At 69.3% G+C, this 16,060-nt stretch carries 14 protein-coding genes and 2 tRNA genes; 9 read left to right on the forward strand and 7 right to left on the reverse strand.

Going from position 1 to position 16,060, the window contains the following annotated elements:
• Positions 1-241: 241 nt before the first annotated feature.
• From ACIBEI_RS13295 to ACIBEI_RS13305, 3 genes are all read left to right on the forward strand, one after another.
• Positions 242-703 (forward strand): molybdenum cofactor biosynthesis protein MoaE, encoded by a 462-nt coding sequence (locus ACIBEI_RS13295; RefSeq protein WP_398888332.1) that lies wholly within the window; start codon positions 242-244, stop codon positions 701-703.
• 146 nt (positions 704-849) lie between these two features.
• On the forward strand, positions 850-1,041 hold the full coding sequence (locus ACIBEI_RS13300) for a hypothetical protein (protein WP_055618591.1): 192 nt from the start codon (positions 850-852) through the stop codon (positions 1,039-1,041).
• Between the two features lie 68 nt (positions 1,042-1,109).
• Positions 1,110-2,204, forward strand: coding sequence for a PDZ domain-containing protein (locus tag ACIBEI_RS13305; protein WP_398888131.1), 1,095 nt, complete (start codon positions 1,110-1,112; stop codon positions 2,202-2,204).
• 30 nt (positions 2,205-2,234) lie between these two features.
• Here ACIBEI_RS13305 and ACIBEI_RS13310 read toward each other — a convergent pair whose 3' ends face one another.
• Complete coding sequence (locus ACIBEI_RS13310; protein ID WP_398888133.1) at positions 2,235-2,792, reverse strand: PPA1309 family protein; 558 nt, start codon at positions 2,790-2,792, stop codon at positions 2,235-2,237.
• A 137-nt stretch (positions 2,793-2,929) separates the two neighbouring features.
• On the opposite strand from ACIBEI_RS13310, the gene ACIBEI_RS13315 reads away from it, so the two are divergent.
• From ACIBEI_RS13315 to ACIBEI_RS13330, 4 genes are all read left to right on the forward strand, one after another.
• On the forward strand, positions 2,930-5,857 hold the full coding sequence (locus ACIBEI_RS13315; protein ID WP_398888334.1) for a UPF0182 family protein: 2,928 nt from the start codon (positions 2,930-2,932) through the stop codon (positions 5,855-5,857).
• Positions 5,858-5,898: 41 nt separating this feature from the next.
• A tRNA-Met gene (locus tag ACIBEI_RS13320) sits at positions 5,899-5,972 on the forward strand.
• Positions 5,973-6,234: 262 nt separating this feature from the next.
• Positions 6,235-8,040: a sel1 repeat family protein gene (locus ACIBEI_RS13325; protein ID WP_398888135.1), complete on the forward strand. Its 1,806-nt coding sequence runs from the start codon at positions 6,235-6,237 to the stop codon at positions 8,038-8,040.
• A gap of 421 nt (positions 8,041-8,461) precedes the next feature.
• Positions 8,462-8,535, forward strand: a tRNA-Met gene (locus ACIBEI_RS13330).
• A gap of 139 nt (positions 8,536-8,674) precedes the next feature.
• Here the strand turns inward: ACIBEI_RS13330 and ACIBEI_RS13335 are convergent.
• Positions 8,675-9,091 carry a Fur family transcriptional regulator gene (locus ACIBEI_RS13335; RefSeq protein WP_143636461.1) on the reverse strand — a complete coding sequence of 139 codons (417 nt, stop codon included), beginning with the start codon at positions 9,089-9,091 and terminating at the stop codon, positions 8,675-8,677.
• A gap of 157 nt (positions 9,092-9,248) precedes the next feature.
• Here ACIBEI_RS13335 and ACIBEI_RS13340 point away from each other — a divergent pair, with 157 nt between their 5' ends.
• Entirely contained in the window at positions 9,249-10,721 is a 1,473-nt protein-coding gene (locus ACIBEI_RS13340; protein ID WP_398888336.1) for a catalase, read from the forward strand.
• 114 nt (positions 10,722-10,835) lie between these two features.
• On the opposite strand, the gene ACIBEI_RS13345 is transcribed toward ACIBEI_RS13340, so the two are convergent.
• Complete coding sequence (locus ACIBEI_RS13345) at positions 10,836-11,228, reverse strand: cyclic nucleotide-binding/CBS domain-containing protein (RefSeq protein ID WP_055617015.1); 393 nt, start codon at positions 11,226-11,228, stop codon at positions 10,836-10,838.
• A gap of 164 nt (positions 11,229-11,392) precedes the next feature.
• Positions 11,393-12,193 carry a histidinol-phosphatase gene (gene hisN / locus ACIBEI_RS13350; protein WP_398888138.1) on the reverse strand — a complete coding sequence of 267 codons (801 nt, stop codon included), beginning with the start codon at positions 12,191-12,193 and terminating at the stop codon, positions 11,393-11,395.
• A 251-nt stretch (positions 12,194-12,444) separates the two neighbouring features.
• On the opposite strand from hisN, the gene ACIBEI_RS13355 reads away from it, so the two are divergent.
• Positions 12,445-13,056, forward strand: coding sequence for a TetR/AcrR family transcriptional regulator (locus ACIBEI_RS13355; RefSeq protein ID WP_398888140.1), 612 nt, complete (start codon positions 12,445-12,447; stop codon positions 13,054-13,056).
• Between the two features lie 83 nt (positions 13,057-13,139).
• Here ACIBEI_RS13355 and ACIBEI_RS13360 read toward each other — a convergent pair whose 3' ends face one another.
• The 3 genes from ACIBEI_RS13360 to aroA all read right to left on the reverse strand — a co-directional run bounded on the left by ACIBEI_RS13360 (position 13,140) and on the right by aroA (position 15,952).
• Entirely contained in the window at positions 13,140-13,463 is a 324-nt protein-coding gene (locus ACIBEI_RS13360; protein WP_143636422.1) for a multidrug efflux SMR transporter, read from the reverse strand.
• A 145-nt stretch (positions 13,464-13,608) separates the two neighbouring features.
• Positions 13,609-14,619 carry a ribosome small subunit-dependent GTPase A gene (gene rsgA, locus ACIBEI_RS13365; RefSeq protein ID WP_398888143.1) on the reverse strand — a complete coding sequence of 337 codons (1,011 nt, stop codon included), beginning with the start codon at positions 14,617-14,619 and terminating at the stop codon, positions 13,609-13,611.
• Between the two features lie 16 nt (positions 14,620-14,635).
• A complete protein-coding gene (aroA, locus tag ACIBEI_RS13370) occupies positions 14,636-15,952 on the reverse strand; it encodes a 3-phosphoshikimate 1-carboxyvinyltransferase (protein WP_398888145.1) in 1,317 nt (438 codons plus the stop codon).
• Between the last annotated feature and the right edge of the window lie 108 nt (positions 15,953-16,060).

Here is a 16,060-nt window from a genome sequence, read left to right on the forward strand (position 1 = left end):
CCCGCTTTCGGCGTGCACCCGGCTGTCCCCAACCCGCGGGCGGGGGGGGGGGGGGGGGGGGGGCGCCCGGGGGGGGGGGGGGCATCGGCCTGGACGGCCTCGTCCTCAAGCGCCGGACGGGCTGGTTGTGCCTGGACCGGGCCGAGAGGTGTGCGTCTGTAGGAGGCTCCAATGGGGCACGCGCGTGTGCGGGAGGAAAGCTGTATTCCTTGGGAGTGGCGGGGTGGGGCACGATGGGGGTATGGCACCCATGAATGATCATCCCGGTGAGCAGGCCGCTCAGGAGCCCGTCAAGTTGCTGGCGATTCGGGAGAACGCCCTCTCCTTGGACGAGGTTTTCCGGGCTGTCGGGGACGATGCGTCCGGGGGGACCGCGCTGTTCGTGGGGACTGTGCGGAATCATGACGGGGGAGCCGATGTCGACGCGCTCGGGTACTCGTGCCATCCGAGTGCCGAGGCGGAGATGCGGCGGGTCGCCGAGAAGGTCGTCGCCGAGTATCCGGTGCGGGCGCTCGCCGCGGTGCACCGAATCGGTGACCTTCGGGTGGGTGATCTCGCGGTGGTCGTCGCCGTTTCCTGTCCGCACAGGGGCGAGGCGTTCGAGGCCTGCCGGAAGCTGATCGACGATCTCAAGCACGAGGTTCCGATTTGGAAACACCAGACGTTTTCCGACGGTACGGAGGAATGGGTCGGGGCCTGTTGAGGTCACACTGGTCACCTGAGACGCAGGTGCCACTCCTGTCCGCCGTTCCGGTTGCGTAACCCGACCCCTGCCGTGAGCGTTGAACATGCGGATGGTTAATCTGCTGATCAGTCAGTTGCGGTCGCTCATGGGGTTGGGAGGTCGGCATGGCGGCGCTCGCCTGGTTGCTGATTCCGCTTTTGGCCGCGATCGGCGCCGGACTGTGGGGCAGTTGGGCCGGACGGAACCGAAAGACCCTCGGGGACGGCACCGAGCTCGCGGGCTACACACGCTTCCGCGAGGCCATGGAGAAGTCGGAGAACCCGGAGAAGTCGGAGCAATTGCACACGGACGCCTGACCGGCCCGGATTCCCCGGACGGACGGCCCTGACGGTGCGCTGACAGACCGGTCCCGTACTGTCGTTCCATGCCACGCCGCACCGCGACGATGCTCGCCTCCACCCTGATGCTGATCGCGCTCCTGTGCGCGGGAGTCTTCATCAATGTGCCGTATTCGGAGATGTCACCGGGTCCGACGGTGAACACACTCGGTGAGCACGACGGCGAGCCGGTGCTCCAGATCTCGGGTCGCAAGACCTACGCGACGACCGGGCATCTGAACATGACCACCGTCCGGGTCACCAGCGCCGACTACAAGATGAACCTCGTCGAGGCCGTGTACGGTTGGCTGGCCCACGACAACAAGGTCGTTCCGCACGACACGCTCTATCCGGACGGCAAGACGGAGGAGCAGTCGACGCAGGAGAACGCCGAGGAGTTCAGCCAGTCCCAGGAGAGCGCCAAGGTCGCGGCGCTCAAGGAACTGAAGATCCCGGTGAAGTCCTGGGTGATCGTCTCCACCGTCGTCAAGGACACCCCCGCCGAGGGCAGGCTGCACGCCGGTGACGTCATCAAGGCCGTCGACGGTACGACGGTGAAGGCGCCCGACGACGTCGCGAAGCTGGTCACCAAGCACAAGCCCGGTGAGAAGGTCGTCTTCACGATCGTGCCCGCCAAGGAACAGGCCGCCGCCGAGAAGGAGAACCGGACGGCGACCAAGACCGAGGAGATCACGATCACCACCGCCAAGTCCGACGACACCGGCGAGCAGCGCGCGATCGTCGGCATCTCGGCCGGGACCGACCACACACTGCCGTTCACCATCGACATCAAGCTCGCCGACGTGGGCGGCCCGAGCGCAGGCCTGATGTTCGCCCTCGGCATCGTCGACAAGCTGACGCCGGGCAACCTCACCGGCGGCAAGTTCGTCGCCGGCACCGGCACGATCACCGACGACGGCAAGGTCGGACCGATCGGCGGCATCGAGATGAAGACGGTCGGCGCCCGCGACAAGGGCGCCCAGTACTTCCTGACGCCCAAGGACAACTGCGCGGCCGCCTCCCGTGACGTCCCCGAGGGGCTCACCCTCGTCAAGGTCGACACCATCGACGACGCGATGAGCGCCCTCAACGACATCCGCGGCGGCAAGACGGCCGACCTGCCGAAGTGCACCAAGAGCTAGGGCACTCGCGGCGGGTCGGCCCGCTCTGCGCTACTCCGCGAACGTCGCCGTCAGGGCCTCGGCCAGGCCCGGTACGAGGTCGGATCCGGTGAGCACGTCCGTCGCCGCGTCCTTCTCGCGCAGCCGCAGCGCCGACTCGCGCTTCCCGCCGCGCAGCACCGCGACGGTCATCCGGACCTCCTGGCGCTCCGGATGCTCGGCGACCCACTTCGCCAGCCGCTGCTCGTCGAGGCCGTCCGGTACGGACGCCTCCGCGGACGGCGGGAGCATCAGGCGCTCCACGGACAGGGCGCAGCCGACCACGGCGTCCGGCCAGGCGATGGTGCCGAGGAACTCGTCCAGCGGGCTGCCGGCGGGGAGTTCGTCCTGCTCAATCGGGGTAAGGGTGCCCTCTGGGGCGTCTTCGGTCAGGCCGAGGCGCTCGGCGAGTCCCGGTTCCTGGGAGCGCAGTCGGCCGGTGTCGACCAGGGCGAAGAGACGGGCGGGCTGGTCCCAGCCGAGCCCCGCCACGTACTCGTCGATCTCGAGGACGGCACGGGTGAGGGGCCCGGCCGCCATGGGTGTGCCTGAGGAGGCGGTGTTGGACATGGTCACAATCCTGCCTCGTTCGGCCCCCGAAGCGGGAACCGAGTAAAGCATCAGTAAGTTGCATAGATGTGGCCCGGCGTTTGCGGGGCCCCCAGATACCAACAGCGAACTTCGAGGTGCGCACCTTGGCTTTCCAGATGCCGGACCGCGGCGGAGGCCCGACGGGGCCACGGATCAGAGTGGGCCGACCGTCCCGGCGCGTCCGGACCCTGCTCATGACACTGGGCGTACTGGCCGTGCTGGCCATGGCCTTCGTCATGTTCGCGGGGTTCTGGACGGACTGGCTCTGGTATCGATCGGTCAAGTATTCGTCCGTCTTCACGACCACCCTGTGGACCAAGATCGGCCTGTTCTTCGTCTTCGGACTGCTGATGGCCACGGCTGTCGGCGTGAACATCTGGCTGGCCCACAGGCTGCGGCCGCCACTGAGCGCCATGTCGATGGAGCAACAGAGCCTCGATCGCTACCGCATGGGCGTGGCCCCGTACAAGAAGTGGATTCTTCTCGGGATCACCGCCCTGGTCGGGCTGATCGCGGGCGCCTCCGCGGCGGGCCAGTGGCGTACGTGGCTGCTCTGGGTGAACGGGGTGCCCTTCAACCAGAAGGATCCCCAGTTCCACCTGGACATCGCCTTCTACGCGTTCGACCTGCCCTGGTACCGCTTCCTGCTGGGCTTCGGATTCGCTGCCGCGATCCTTTCGGTGATCGCCGCCGCGCTGACCCACTACCTGTACGGCGGGCTGCGCATCACCAGCCCCGGAGCGCGCGCCACGGCCGCGGCCACCGGGCATCTCTCGGTGCTGCTCGGCCTCTTCGTCGCGCTGAAGGCGGTGGCGTACTGGCTCGACCGGTACGGTCTCGCGGTGAAGTCCAGTGACTTCAAGGCGACGGACAACTGGACGGGCCTCAGGTACGTCGACGCGAACGCGTATCTGCCCGCCAAGACGATCCTGTTCTGCATCGCCGTCATCTGCGCGCTGCTGTTCTTCGCCACCCTGTGGCGGCGCACCTGGCAGCTGCCCGTCATCGGCTTCGGCCTGATGGTGCTCTCGGCGATCCTGATCGGCGGTCTGTACCCGGCGATCGTCCAGAAGTTCCAGGTTCAGCCGAACGAGCAGGCCAAGGAAGCGCCGTACGTCGAGAAGAACATCAAGGCGACGCGCGAGGCCTACGGCATCGACGACGCCAAGGTGACGGACTACTCCGGCAAGGGCGGCACCGAGAACGCCCAGCAGATCCGCAAGGACGCCGACTCGGCGGCCAGCTATCGGCTGATCGACCCGAACGTCGTCTCGCCGGCCTTCCAGCAGCTCCAGCAGGAGCGCAAGTACTACCAGTTCCCCTCCACGCTCGATGTCGACCGGTACACGGACGCCGACGGTAAGGAGCAGGACACCGTCATCGGTCTGCGCGAGCTGAACCTGAACGGCATCCCGAAGAGCAACTGGATCAACGACCACTTCACCTACACCCACGGCTACGGCGCGGTCGCGGCCAGGGGCACGGCGACCGGTTCCGATCCGCCGGGCTCCCCGGACTTCTCCGAGTCGGGGCTGCCGACCACCGGCGACCTCGGCAAGTACGAGCAGCGGATCTACTACGGGGAGAAGACCGAGCAGTACTCCATCGTGGGCGGCCCGCAGAAGGAGCTCGACTACGAGGAGAACGGCGAGAAGACCACCAGTTACAAGGGCAAGAGCGGCGTCAACCTCGCCAACCCGATCAACCGCGCCGCGTACGCGGTCGCGTTCGGCGAGCCGCAGATGTTCTACTCGGGCGCGATCGGCGAGGGTTCCCGGATCCTCTACAACCGCACGCCCAAGGAGCGCGTCGAGGCCGTGGCCCCGTGGCTGACCATCGACGGTGACGCCTATCCGGCGATCGTGGACGGCAAGATCCAGTGGATCGTCGACGCCTACACGACGACCAACGGGTACCCCTACGCCTCCCGTACGACGCTGGGGGACACCACGGCGGACTCGCTGACCGACAATCAGCGGGCGGTGGTGGCGCAGCAGAACCGCGTCAACTACATCCGCAACTCGGTGAAGGCGACCGTCGACGCGTACGACGGCTCGGTCAAGCTCTACCAGTGGGACACCAAGGACCCGGTCCTCAAGACCTGGATGAAGGCGTTCCCCGACACGGTGAAGCCGAAGACCGACATCAGCGATTCGCTGATGGAGCACCTGCGCTACCCGCAGGACCTGTTCAAGGTCCAGCGCGAGCTGCTCACCCGCTACCACGTCACCGACGCCGCCCAGTTCTACAGCGGCAGTGACGCCTGGCAGGTGCCGGACGACCCGACCAACAAGGACAGCAGTGCGGTCCCGCCGTACTACCTGAGCCTGAAGATGCCGGGGCAGAACGCGCAGCAGTTCTCGCTGACCACGACCTTCACGCCCAACGGGCGCCCGAACCTCGGGGCGTTCATGGCGGTGGACGCCGACGCGGCCAGTAAGGACTACGGCACGATAAGGCTGTTGAGAGTGACCTCCACGGTGAGAGGTCCGCAACAGGTGCAGAGTGAGCTCAACAGCAACGCCGACGTCGCCGAGTTCGTCCGCAACCTCAGAGGCACGGACTCCGACATCGAGTACGGAAACCTGCTGACCGTGCCACTCAACGGCGGGTTCCTGTACATCGAGCCGGTGTACGCGCGCGGCGGCACGTCCAACTACCCGCTGCTGAGGAAGGTGGGCGTCGCCTACGGAGACCAGACCGTCTTCAAGGACACCCTCGCCGAAGGGCTGAACACGGTCTTCGGAGTGGACGGCGAGGAGACCACCGAGCCACCACCCAAGGACGGTGAGACCCCGACGCCACCGACGACGGGCGACACCGACCTGGCGAAGGCCATCGCCGACGCCGAGGAGGCCTACAAGGCCGGCGAGGAAGCGCTCAAGAAGGGCGACTGGGACGCGTACGGCAAGGCCCAGGAGGACCTTCAGGACGCGATCCAGCGGGCCTCCGAGGCCGAGCAGAAGGCCAGCTCGGCCAGTGGTGCCAACAGTGACGCCGACAAGGAAACAAGTGGTCAACAGGACGGTGACCAGGGCAGTTGAGCAGTCCCACCCCGCGCCGTGGTACGGTTGCAACACAACGGCGCGGGGTGGAGCAGCTCGGTAGCTCGCTGGGCTCATAACCCAGAGGTCGCAGGTTCAAATCCTGTCCCCGCTACTGAAGTAGAAGGACCCGGATCCTCAAAGGATCCGGGTCCTTCTGCGTGCGCGGACCGAGTGCTGACCGAGTGCTGACCGTGCGGGGATCGCGTGCGTGTGCCCATCGCTCATCAGTGCTGCTGCGGCGAAGGCTGCGCCATCCGCCTGGAGTTGGGGAATCTGTGTTTCACTTGTCTCTCTGTGGGCATGTCGACAAAACGCTGAAGTGACCTCACTGGCTGCGGTATACCAGGTGTACCCAGGTTGCAGGTGGTGCGACGATGGACGTTATGGGGGACAAGGCAACTCTGTTGGAGACAGGGCGGTTTGTGCAGCCTTCCGACCGGGACGAGACCGGCGAGGCTGCGGAGGAGGCGCGCCGACGACTCGCCGCGGAGGCTGGCGACGTCGAGGCGATGAGCGTTCTCGGAGCGATGCTGCTCCGCCGCGGTGATCTCGACGGGGCCGAGCCTCAGCTGCGCGCTGCCACGGCGGCCGGTGACCGGGCCGCCGCCAACAACCTGGGTGTCCTCCTGCACCAGCGCGGATACGCCGAGGAGGCGGCCGGCTGGTGGCGGATCGCCGCCGTCGCCGGATCCGCGGCCGCCGCGCACGCGTTGGGCCGCCACCACCGCGAGCGCGGGGACGAGCCCGCCGCCGAGTACTGGCTGCGCCAGTCCGCCGAGCAGGGCCACGCCCTCGGCGCGTACGCGCTCGCCGACCTGCTGGAGCACCGCGGCGACGCCGGTGCCGGGGACTGGATGCGGGCTGCCGCCGAGCGGGGGCACCGCGAGGCGGCTTACCGGCTCGCGCGGACACTGGACCGCAAATCCGTGCAGGCGGGCGAGGACGAGGGCGACAACGGCGTCGCGGCGACCGTCGCCGCGCAGGCCGAGCAGTGGTACCGGCAGGCGTCCGCGCGCGGTCACCGACGGGCCGCGCTGCACCTCGGAGCGATCCTGGAGAGGCGGGGGGAGCTCAAGGAGGCCGGACGCTGGTATCTGACCTCCGCCAAGGACGGTGAGGCGCGGGCCGCCTGTGCGCTCGGGTTCCTGCTGCGGGACGCGGGGGACACCGAGAGCGCCGCCGTGTGGTGGCTGCGGGCCGCCCAGGACGGCGACGGGAACGCCGCCAACGCGCTGGGCGCGCTGCACGCCGAGCGGGGCGAGACCCAGACCGCCGAGCGGTGGTACCGGGCCGCGATGGACGCGGGCGACGTGAACGGCGCGTACAACCTCGGGCTGCTCTGCGCCGAGCAGGCGCGGACCGCGCAGGCCGAGCAGTGGTACCGGCGCGCGGCGTACGCGGGGCACCGGGAGGCCGCGAACGCGCTGGCCATTCTGCTGCTGCAGGTCGGTGACGCGTCCGGGGCCGAGCCGTGGTTCTCCAAGGCCGCGGAGGCCGGGAGCGTGGACGCCGCCTTCAACCTCGGGATCCTGCACGCCGGGCGGGGGGCGGACAAGACAGCCCTTCGGTGGTACGAGCGGGCCGCTGCCGCCGGGCACTCCGAGGCCGCGCTGCAGGTGGGGATCGCGCGTCTTCGGGACGGGGACGAGGGGGCTGCCGAGCGGCACCTTCGGTGTGCCGCGGGTGGGGGGAGCGCGGAGGCGGCCTATCGGCTGGCCACCGTGCTCGACGCGCGGCGGCCGCCTGCGCCCGCGCACGAGTTGGGGGAGCCGGCTACCGAGAAGAGCGAGTGCGAGGAGTGGTACGAGCGGGCCGCTTCCCAGGGGCATCGGCGGGCCCAGGTGCGGGTGGGGATGCTCGCCTCCGCGCGCGGGGACGTCGTGGATGCGGCTCGGTGGTACCGGGAGGCCGCGGAGGCGGGGTCTCGGAACGGGGCGTTCAATCTTGGGCTGTTGCTTGCCCGGGAGGGGAGTGAGCCGGAGGCTGCGCTGTGGTGGACCCGGGCCGCTGACGCGGGGCATGGGCGGGCGGCGTTGCGGCTTGCTCTCGTCTACGCGCGTCGTGGTGAGTTGGCGGAGGGGCAGCGGTGGGCTGATCGGGCCGTGTCGCTCGGGCCCGAGGAGGTTTCTGAGCGGGCGGCTCGGTTGCGGGATGCGTTGCGGCAGGAGTTGTCGGCGTGACGGGGTGGCGGGGTGAGTTTTTCGCCCCCGCCGCCCCTACCCATTCCCGTCCCTGACTCAGGGGCTCCGCCCCCGAACCCCCGTATCGCGCTGCCGCGCTCGTCCTCAAACGCCGGACGGGCTGAGTGGGTGGGTGGGGGCTGACGGGGGTGGGTGGGTTGATCGTGGGTGGGTGGGAAAATCGGCCTGAACGGCCTCGTCCTCAAACGCCGGACGGGCTGAAGGTGTGTTGGCCCGGGCTGTGAAGGCGGCCCATTCAGGGGCGCGGGGAACTGCGCGCTCAGCCGCACACCACCCGCACCCAGCACCAGGGAAGCGACCCTGCACATCAGCTCCTCCGGCGTTCGAGGAGCGGGGGTCTGAGGGCGCGGGGAACTGATTTGCACTGGTCGGCGGTGGTGACGTACTGTTCAGACATCGCCGCGGGGTGGAGCAGCTCGGTAGCTCGCTGGGCTCATAACCCAGAGGTCGCAGGTTCAAATCCTGTCCCCGCTACTGAAGGCCGAAGGCCCGGAACCAATGGTTCCGGGCCTTCGGTGTGTTCGGCGGTAGGAGGAGCAAGGATAGGGGCGCGGGATGTCGAAAGCCCCGGCCTTCTTGTGGCCGGGGCTTCGAGAGCGTGTGGGGTGGGCCGTCAGGCCGCAGCGCAGTTCGGGCATACGCCTCGGTACGTCACCTCGACGCCCGAGACCGCGAAGCCGAAGCGCTCGGAGTCGGGGAGGTCCGCCAGCGGGTTGCCGCCCGGGTGGACGTCCTTGATCGCGCCGCACTGGGCGCAGACCAGGTGGTGGTGCGGACTGTGCGCGTTCGGGTCGTACCGCTTCGCGCGCTTGTCCGTGGCGACTTCCAGCACCTCGCCGAGCGAGACCAGCTCACCCAGCGTGTTGTAGACGGTCGCCCTGGAGATCTCGGGCAGCTTGGCCACGGCCCTCGCGTGGACCTCGTCGGCCGTCAGATGGACGTGATCGCCGTCGAGGACCTCGGCCACGACGCGCCGCTGCGCGGTCATGCGCCAGCCGCGTCCGCGCAGTCGTTCCAACAGGTCGCTCATACCACCAAGCCTAGCAGCAAGGAGGCCCAGTTTCCGAATAGGTGTGACTTTGGAGCATTGCTTGACTTGGACATTGTCTATTGTAGGATCGAGTTTGGCTTTGACTGAGGGGCGCCGTAGGGGCGGGATCAGCGGAGTCGGCAGGGATCGGCAAGGAATTACGCAGGAGGCGCACGTGACCCAGGGACCGCTCACGACGGAGGCCGGCGCGCCGGTGGCCGACAACCAGAACAGCGAGACCGCGGGCATCGGCGGCCCTGTTCTCGTCCAGGACCAGCTCCTCCTGGAGAAGCTCGCGCACTTCAACCGTGAGCGCATCCCGGAGCGCGTGGTGCACGCCCGTGGCGCCGGCGCCTACGGCACCTTCACGGTCACCGCGGACGTCAGCCGCTACACGCGCGCCCACTTCCTCTCCGAGGTCGGCAAGCAGACCGAGACGTTCCTGCGCTTCTCCACCGTGGCCGGCAACCTCGGTTCGGCCGACGCCGTCCGTGACCCGCGCGGCTGGGCGCTGAAGTTCTACACCGAAGAGGGCAACTACGACCTCGTCGGCAACAACACCCCGGTGTTCTTCATCAAGGACGCCATCAAGTTCCCCGACTTCATCCACACGCAGAAGCGCGACCCGTACACGGGCTCCCAGGAGGCCGACAACGTCTGGGACTTCTGGGGGCTCAGCCCGGAGAGCACCCACCAGGTGACCTGGCTCTTCGGCGACCGCGGCATCCCCGCCTCGTACCGCCACATGAACGGGTACGGCTCGCACACCTACCAGTGGAACAACGAGGCCGGTGAGGTCTTCTGGGTCAAGTACCACTTCAAGACCGACCAGGGGATCAAGAACCTGACGACCGAGGAGGCCGTGAACGTCTCCGGTCTCGACCCCGACTCGCACCAGCGTGATCTGCGTGAGTCGATCGAGCGCGGCGACTTCCCGACCTGGACCGTGCAGGTGCAGATCATGCCGGCGGCCGACGCGGCGACGTACCGCTTCAATCCGTTCGACCTCACCAAGGTGTGGCCGCACGAGGACTACCCGCCGATCGAGATCGGCAGGCTTGAGCTCAACCGCAATCCGGAGAACGTCTTCGCGGAGGTCGAGCAGAGCGTCTTCTCGCCCGCGCACTTCGTGCCGGGCATCGGACCCTCGCCCGACAAGATGCTCCAGGGCCGCCTGTTCGCGTACGGCGACGCCCACCGCTACCGCGTCGGCGTCAACGCCGACCACCTGCCGGTGAACCGTCCGCACGCCACCGAGGCGCGTACGCACTCCCGTGACGGTTTCCTGTACGACGGCCGTCACAAGGGCGCCAAGAACTACGAGCCGAACAGCTTCGGCGGCCCGTTCCAGACCGAGCGGCCGCTGTGGCAGTCGAGCGCGAACTTCACGGCCGGCACCGGCAACCACGAGGCCCCGGTCCACTCCGAGGACGACGACTTCGTGCAGGCGGGCAACCTCTACCGCCTGATGTCCGAGGACGAGAAGGGCCGTCTGGTCGACAACCTCGCGGGCTTCATCGCCAAGGTCTCGCGCGACGACATCGCCGAGCGCGCGATCGACAACTTCCGTCAGGCCGACGGAGACTTCGGCAAGCGGCTGGAAGCCGCGGTCCAGGCCCTGCGCGGCTGACGCCAGCACTGGAACGCTTGTCGTAGAAGAGCGGGCCGGATCTCCCGTACCGGAGATCCGGCCCGTTCGCTTTCAGGATCGGTTACGTGGAGAGCCGTGCTCAGCCGGAGCTGCTCAGGCCGGGGCGTGCTGTCGCAGCGGTGCCCAGCAGCGGATGATGTCGCGGACCGAGACGATGCCGACCGGCTCGCCGCGGTCGAGGACGACGAGGTGGCGGAAACCGCCGTGGGTCATGGCGAGCGACGCCTCCTCCAGCGTCCAGGTCGGGGCGGCGAAGACCACGTCGGTGGTCGTGTGGGCGTGGGCCCGCTCGGCGTCCGGGCTCTGGCCCAGGCCTACGGAGTTGAGGATGTCGCGCTCGGTGAGAATGCCGAGCCCGCCTTCGTCGGGGTCGAGAACCACGGCCGCGCCGACGCGGCGTGCGGACATCAGCGCGGCGGCCTGCCGGAGGGTGTGAGCGGGTCCGATGGTGAGGACCACCGTGCTCATGGCGTCGCGGACGAGCATGGACGGAGCCACCTCCTACGAATCCGTTAGTTAACGGATTCACAAGTTCACAAGTGGGGGGACTCTCAGAGTCGCAGTTAAAGAGACGGTCAACAAGAGGGCGCGTGCAGGCGATATTGGGGGCGCTTTCCGGCCTGTCGGTGCCTCAACTGCCCCCGGGCGCCTCAGTAGCGCTGGTTCAGATAACCCAGCAGCTCGTCGTGGAGGATGCCGTTCGACGCGGCCGCGTTGCCGCTGTGCGGGCCCGGGCGGCCGTCGAGGCCCGTGAAGGAGCCGCCCGCCTCGGTCACGATGATCGCGGTCGCCGCCATGTCCCACAGCGACAGTTCCGGCTCCGCGCAGATGTCGACCGCGCCCTCGGCGACCATCATGTACGGCCAGAAGTCGCCGTACGCGCGCGTGCGCCACACCTCACGGGTCAGGTCGAGGAAGCCGTCGAGCAGGCTGCGCTCCTCCCAGCCCGCCAGGGAGGAGTACGCGAAGGACGCGTCCTTCATGCGCGAGACCTGGGAGACCTTGAGCCGGGACGCGGACGACAGGCTGCGGCCGGTGAACGCGCCGTGGCCCTTCGCCGCCCACCAGCGGCGGTTCAGCGCGGGCGCGGAGACCACGCCGACGACCGGCTGGTAGCCGCCCTCGCTCGCCTCCATGAGCGCGATGAGCGTGGCCCAGACGGGTACGCCGCGTACGTAGTTCTTGGTGCCGTCGATCGGGTCGATCACCCACCGGCGGGGGCCCGTGCCCTCGACGCCGTACTCCTCGCCGAGGATCGCGTCCCGCGGCCGTGCCCGTTGGAGGTGGCCGCGGATCAGCTCCTCGGCGGCCTTGTCGGCCTCGCTCACCGGGGTCATGTCCGGCTTGGTCTCGACCTTGAGGTCGAGCGCCTTGAACCGGTCCATCGTCGCGGCGTCGGCGGCGTCCGCCAGGACATGGGCGAGGCGCAGGTCATCGCGATAGTCGGGCATGAGCGAACCGTATCTTCCGGGTCGCTCCGCGGGGAACCGGGGGAGGCCGGGGGTTGTGTTACAGGTGCGGGTCGGATGCCGCCGGTCGCGCCCCGCTGTGGCCGGTCGCACCCCGCGACGAGCCGCGGTTCGGCACAGCCGCGCGCCCCTTGGCGGCGCTTGGCGCCCCCTGGTCGTGCCGCGAACCCTTGACAGTGCCTCCGTGCGCGTCAACTCTGAAGCGCAGAGCCGATCGCCCCAGGGAGGCGACGATGCCTGCAGCGCGGGAATCCCTACTGGACGCCGCCCACACGGCACTCGGACGCCGTCCGTGGTCCGCCGTGCGGATGGTCGACGTGGCCGCCGCGGCCGGGGTTTCCCGGCAGACCCTCTACAACGAGTTCGGGAGCAAGGAGGGGCTCGCGCGTGCGCTCGTACGGCGGGAGGCCGATGCGTATCTCGCGGGCGTCGAGCGGGCTCTGGCGAGCCATGCGGAGCCTCGGGAGCGGCTGGCCGCGGCCGCGGAGTGGACGGTGTCGGCGGCCCGGGGGAACGCGCTGGTGCGGGCGATGCTCACCGGCTGCTGGGCGGAGAGGCTGCCCTCGCCCACCCTGTCCGCGGTGCCGTCCTCGTCGGCCGTACCCGCTCAGCGGAGGGCCGATGGGCCGTTACCGTCGCCGGGGGACTTCGTGGGGCTGGTACGGGACCGGGCCGTCGCGTCGCTGACCGTGCCCGGAACGTCGAAGTCCGAGGCTTCGGAGTTGGCCCGGGCCTGTGAGCTCGTGGTGCGGCTGGGGGTGTCGTGCGTGCTCGCCCCTGCCGGGGAGGGCGGTACGGCGGGGATGGTCCGGGACGCTCTGACGACTGTGCGGTCCGTGAGTTGACGCGGCTGCGGGTGGGTGGCCACCAACCAGTGGCCGGTGGCCGGTGGCCGGGTGGCCGCGGCCCGCGGCCGGGACCGGTGGTCCTAGTGGGACGAGCCCGACAGTTGCAGGCCGATGACTCCTATGATCACCAGGGAGATCGAGATGATCTTCAGGGCCGAGACCAGGTCGTCCAGGAAGATCATGCCGTAGATGGCGGTACCGGCCGCGCCGATGCCTGTCCAGACCGCGTACGCGGGACCCACGTCGAGTTTCTTGAGGGACAGGGTGAGCAGGCCGAAGCTGCCCAGGGCGAAGATACAGAAGGCCACCGTGGGCCAGAGTCTCGTGAAGCCGTGGGAGAGCTTGAGGCAGACGGCGAAACCCGTCTCCAGGAGCCCCGCAACGACAACCAGCAGCCACGCCATGTGATGCCCTCCCACGCTCCGTGACCGCTTCGTCTCGCTTGCATCCCGCTTGGTGCGATTATGCCTTTACCGTCGCAGCGGGGATGCAAACAACACTGAGGTCAAACGGAGATCAGCCGGGGATCGATCGGAGACCGGGCGGAGATCAGTCCCCCTCACGCCGTTCGCGCGTGGAGAGCAGCCGGCGCAACGAGTAGAGGCGGGCCGGGTCCGCGTGGCCCTCGGCCACCCACGCGTCCAGTGCGCAGTCCGGCTCGTCGTGGCTGCACGCGCGCGGACAGCCCTCGGTGCCGGGCTCCAGGTCGGGGAATGCCTTGATGACCCGGGACGGGTCCACGTGGTGCAGGCCGAACGACCGAACGCCCGGCGTGTCGACGACCCAGCCGTCGTTGTCGGGAAGAGGGATCGCGCGAGCCGACGTCGTGGTGTGCCTGCCTCGGCCGGTCACCGCGTTGACCACGCCCGTCGAGCGCCGCCGCTCCCGTGACACGAGCGCGTTGACCAGCGTCGTCTTGCCGACGCCCGAGTGACCCACGAACGCCGTGATCTTGCCGTCCAGTTGCTTGTGCACGCGGTCCAGCGCCTCACCGCTCTCCAGCTCCTCACGGCTCGTCACGACGTACGGGACGCCCAACGCCCCGTACAGCTCCAGGAGTTCGTCGGGCGGGGCCAGGTCCGACTTCGTCAGGACCAGCAGGGGGTCCAGACCGCCGTCGTACGCCGCCACCAGGCAGCGGTCGATGAGGCGCGGGCGGGGCTCGGGGTCGGCCAGGGCCGTGACGATGGCCAGCTGGTCGGCGTTGGCGACGACCACACGCTCGTACGGATCGTCGTCGTCGGCCGTGCGGCGCAGCACGGAGGTGCGCGGCTCGATGCGGACGATGCGGGCCAGGGTGTCCTTCTCGCCGGACAGGTCGCCGACGATGGCCACCCGGTCGCCGACGACCGCGGCCTTGCGGCCCAGTTCGCGGGCCTTCATCGCCATCACGACCCGGTCGTCCACCAGGCAGGTCAGGCGGCCCCGGTCGACGGTGAGGACCATGCCCTCGACCGCCTCCTCGTGCTTGGGGCGGATGTTCGTACGAGGCCGGTTGCCCTTGCGGTTCGGGCGCTGGCGGATGTCGTCCTCGTCGGTGTGCTTGCCGTAACGGCGCATGATCCCGGTCCGCCCGTCAGTTCCCGAGCATTCCGGTCCACAGATCGGGGAAGTCCGGCAGGGTCTTCGCCGTCGTCGCCACGTTCTCGATCTGTACGCCGTCGACCGCGAGGCCGATGATCGCGCCCGCGGTGGCCATGCGGTGGTCGTCGTACGTGTGGAAGACCCCGCCGTGCAGTGCGCGCGGGCGGATGTGGAGGCCGTCGGCGGTCTCGGTGACGTCGCCGCCCAGTTCGTTGATCTCCTTGGTGAGCGCGGCCAGCCGGTCCGTCTCGTGCAGGCGCAGATGGGCCACGCCGCGCAGGGTGGAGGGGGAGTCCGCGAGGGCCGCGACCGCCGCGATGCCCGGGGTCAGCTCGCCGACCTCGCCCAGGTCCACGTCGATGCCGTGGATCGAGCCCGAGCCGGTGAACTCCAGGCCCCGGTCGGTCAGTTCGCAGGAACCGCCCATCTCGGTGAAGATCTCACGCAGCTTGTCACCGGGCTGGGTGGTGCGCAGCGGCCAGTCCGGGATGACGACCCTGCCGCCGGTGACCAGGGCGGACGCCAGGAACGGCTGGGCGTTCGACAGGTCCGGCTCGACGGTGAGGTCGCGGCCGAGGAGCGCGCCCGGCGTGACCCGCCAGACGTTCGGCTCGCCGCCCGACTCAGGCGTGTCCACCTGGGCACCGATCGAGCGCAGCATGTCGACGGTCATCCGGATGTGCGGCATGGAGGGGAGCCTCGAACCGGTGTGCCGGACCTCCACGCCCTGGTTGAAGCGCGGGCCGGACAGCAGCAGCGCCGAGACGAACTGGGACGACGAGGACGCGTCGATCTCCACCGGGCCGCCCTCCAGCGCCCCGGAGCCGTGCACGGTCAGCGGCAGCGCGCCGCGGCCGTCGTCGTCGATCCGGGCGCCGAGGGCACGCAGCGCGTCGATCACACCGTGCAGGGGGCGCTCGTACGAACGCGGGTCGCCGTCGAATCGGATGGGGCCGTCCGCGAGGGCGGCGACCGGGGGCAGGAAGCGCATCACCGTGCCGGCGTTGCCGACGTCGACCGTCGCCGGGCCGTGCAGGCCCGAGGGGATGACACGCCAGGCCTCGCCGGAGCCGTCCGGGCCGACGCCCTCCTCGATGCCCACGCCCATCGCGCGCAGGGCGCCGGCCATCAGGAGGGTGTCGCGGGAGCGGAGGGGGCGGCGCAGCCAACCGGGCTCCGCCGCGAGGGCGGCGAGGACGAGGGCGCGGTTGGTGACCGACTTGGACCCGGGCACGTGGACCGTCGCGTCGACGGCTCCGCTCGCGTGCGGGGCGGGCCAGAGGGCGGTGTGTGCGGCGTTAACGGGCATGCCCTCACTTTAGTGGCTTGCCACTAACGGAGATCTTGATCGAAAGGGGTGGAACCACTCCGTGGGTGGGGGCGCCTGAGAGCTCGGGGGGCTCGTGTGGCTGGGCGG

It is taken from the genome of Streptomyces sp. NPDC050988 (assembly GCF_044456225.1).
In the GTDB taxonomy this organism is placed as follows: domain Bacteria; phylum Actinomycetota; class Actinomycetes; order Streptomycetales; family Streptomycetaceae; genus Streptomyces.

Excerpts from the sequence above, each read along its gene's own strand:
- ACIBEI_RS13295 (WP_398888332.1), top strand. The coding sequence starts at position 242 with ATGGCACCCATGAATGATCATCCCGGTGAGCAGGCCGCTCAGGAGCCC.
- ACIBEI_RS13300 (WP_055618591.1), top strand. The coding sequence starts at position 850 with ATGGCGGCGCTCGCCTGGTTGCTGATTCCGCTTTTGGCCGCGATCGGC.
- ACIBEI_RS13305 (WP_398888131.1), top strand. The coding sequence starts at position 1,110 with ATGCCACGCCGCACCGCGACGATGCTCGCCTCCACCCTGATGCTGATC.
- ACIBEI_RS13310 (WP_398888133.1), bottom strand. The coding sequence starts at position 2,792 with ATGTCCAACACCGCCTCCTCAGGCACACCCATGGCGGCCGGGCCCCTC.
- ACIBEI_RS13315 (WP_398888334.1), top strand. The coding sequence starts at position 2,930 with ATGCCGGACCGCGGCGGAGGCCCGACGGGGCCACGGATCAGAGTGGGC.
- ACIBEI_RS13325 (WP_398888135.1), top strand. The coding sequence starts at position 6,235 with ATGGACGTTATGGGGGACAAGGCAACTCTGTTGGAGACAGGGCGGTTT.
- ACIBEI_RS13335 (WP_143636461.1), bottom strand. The coding sequence starts at position 9,091 with ATGAGCGACCTGTTGGAACGACTGCGCGGACGCGGCTGGCGCATGACC.
- ACIBEI_RS13345 (WP_055617015.1), bottom strand. The coding sequence starts at position 11,228 with ATGCTCGTCCGCGACGCCATGAGCACGGTGGTCCTCACCATCGGACCC.
- hisN (WP_398888138.1), bottom strand. The coding sequence starts at position 12,193 with ATGCCCGACTATCGCGATGACCTGCGCCTCGCCCATGTCCTGGCGGAC.
- ACIBEI_RS13355 (WP_398888140.1), top strand. The coding sequence starts at position 12,445 with ATGCCTGCAGCGCGGGAATCCCTACTGGACGCCGCCCACACGGCACTC.
- ACIBEI_RS13360 (WP_143636422.1), bottom strand. The coding sequence starts at position 13,463 with ATGGCGTGGCTGCTGGTTGTCGTTGCGGGGCTCCTGGAGACGGGTTTC.
- rsgA (WP_398888143.1), bottom strand. The coding sequence starts at position 14,619 with ATGCGCCGTTACGGCAAGCACACCGACGAGGACGACATCCGCCAGCGC.
- aroA (WP_398888145.1), bottom strand. The coding sequence starts at position 15,952 with ATGCCCGTTAACGCCGCACACACCGCCCTCTGGCCCGCCCCGCACGCG.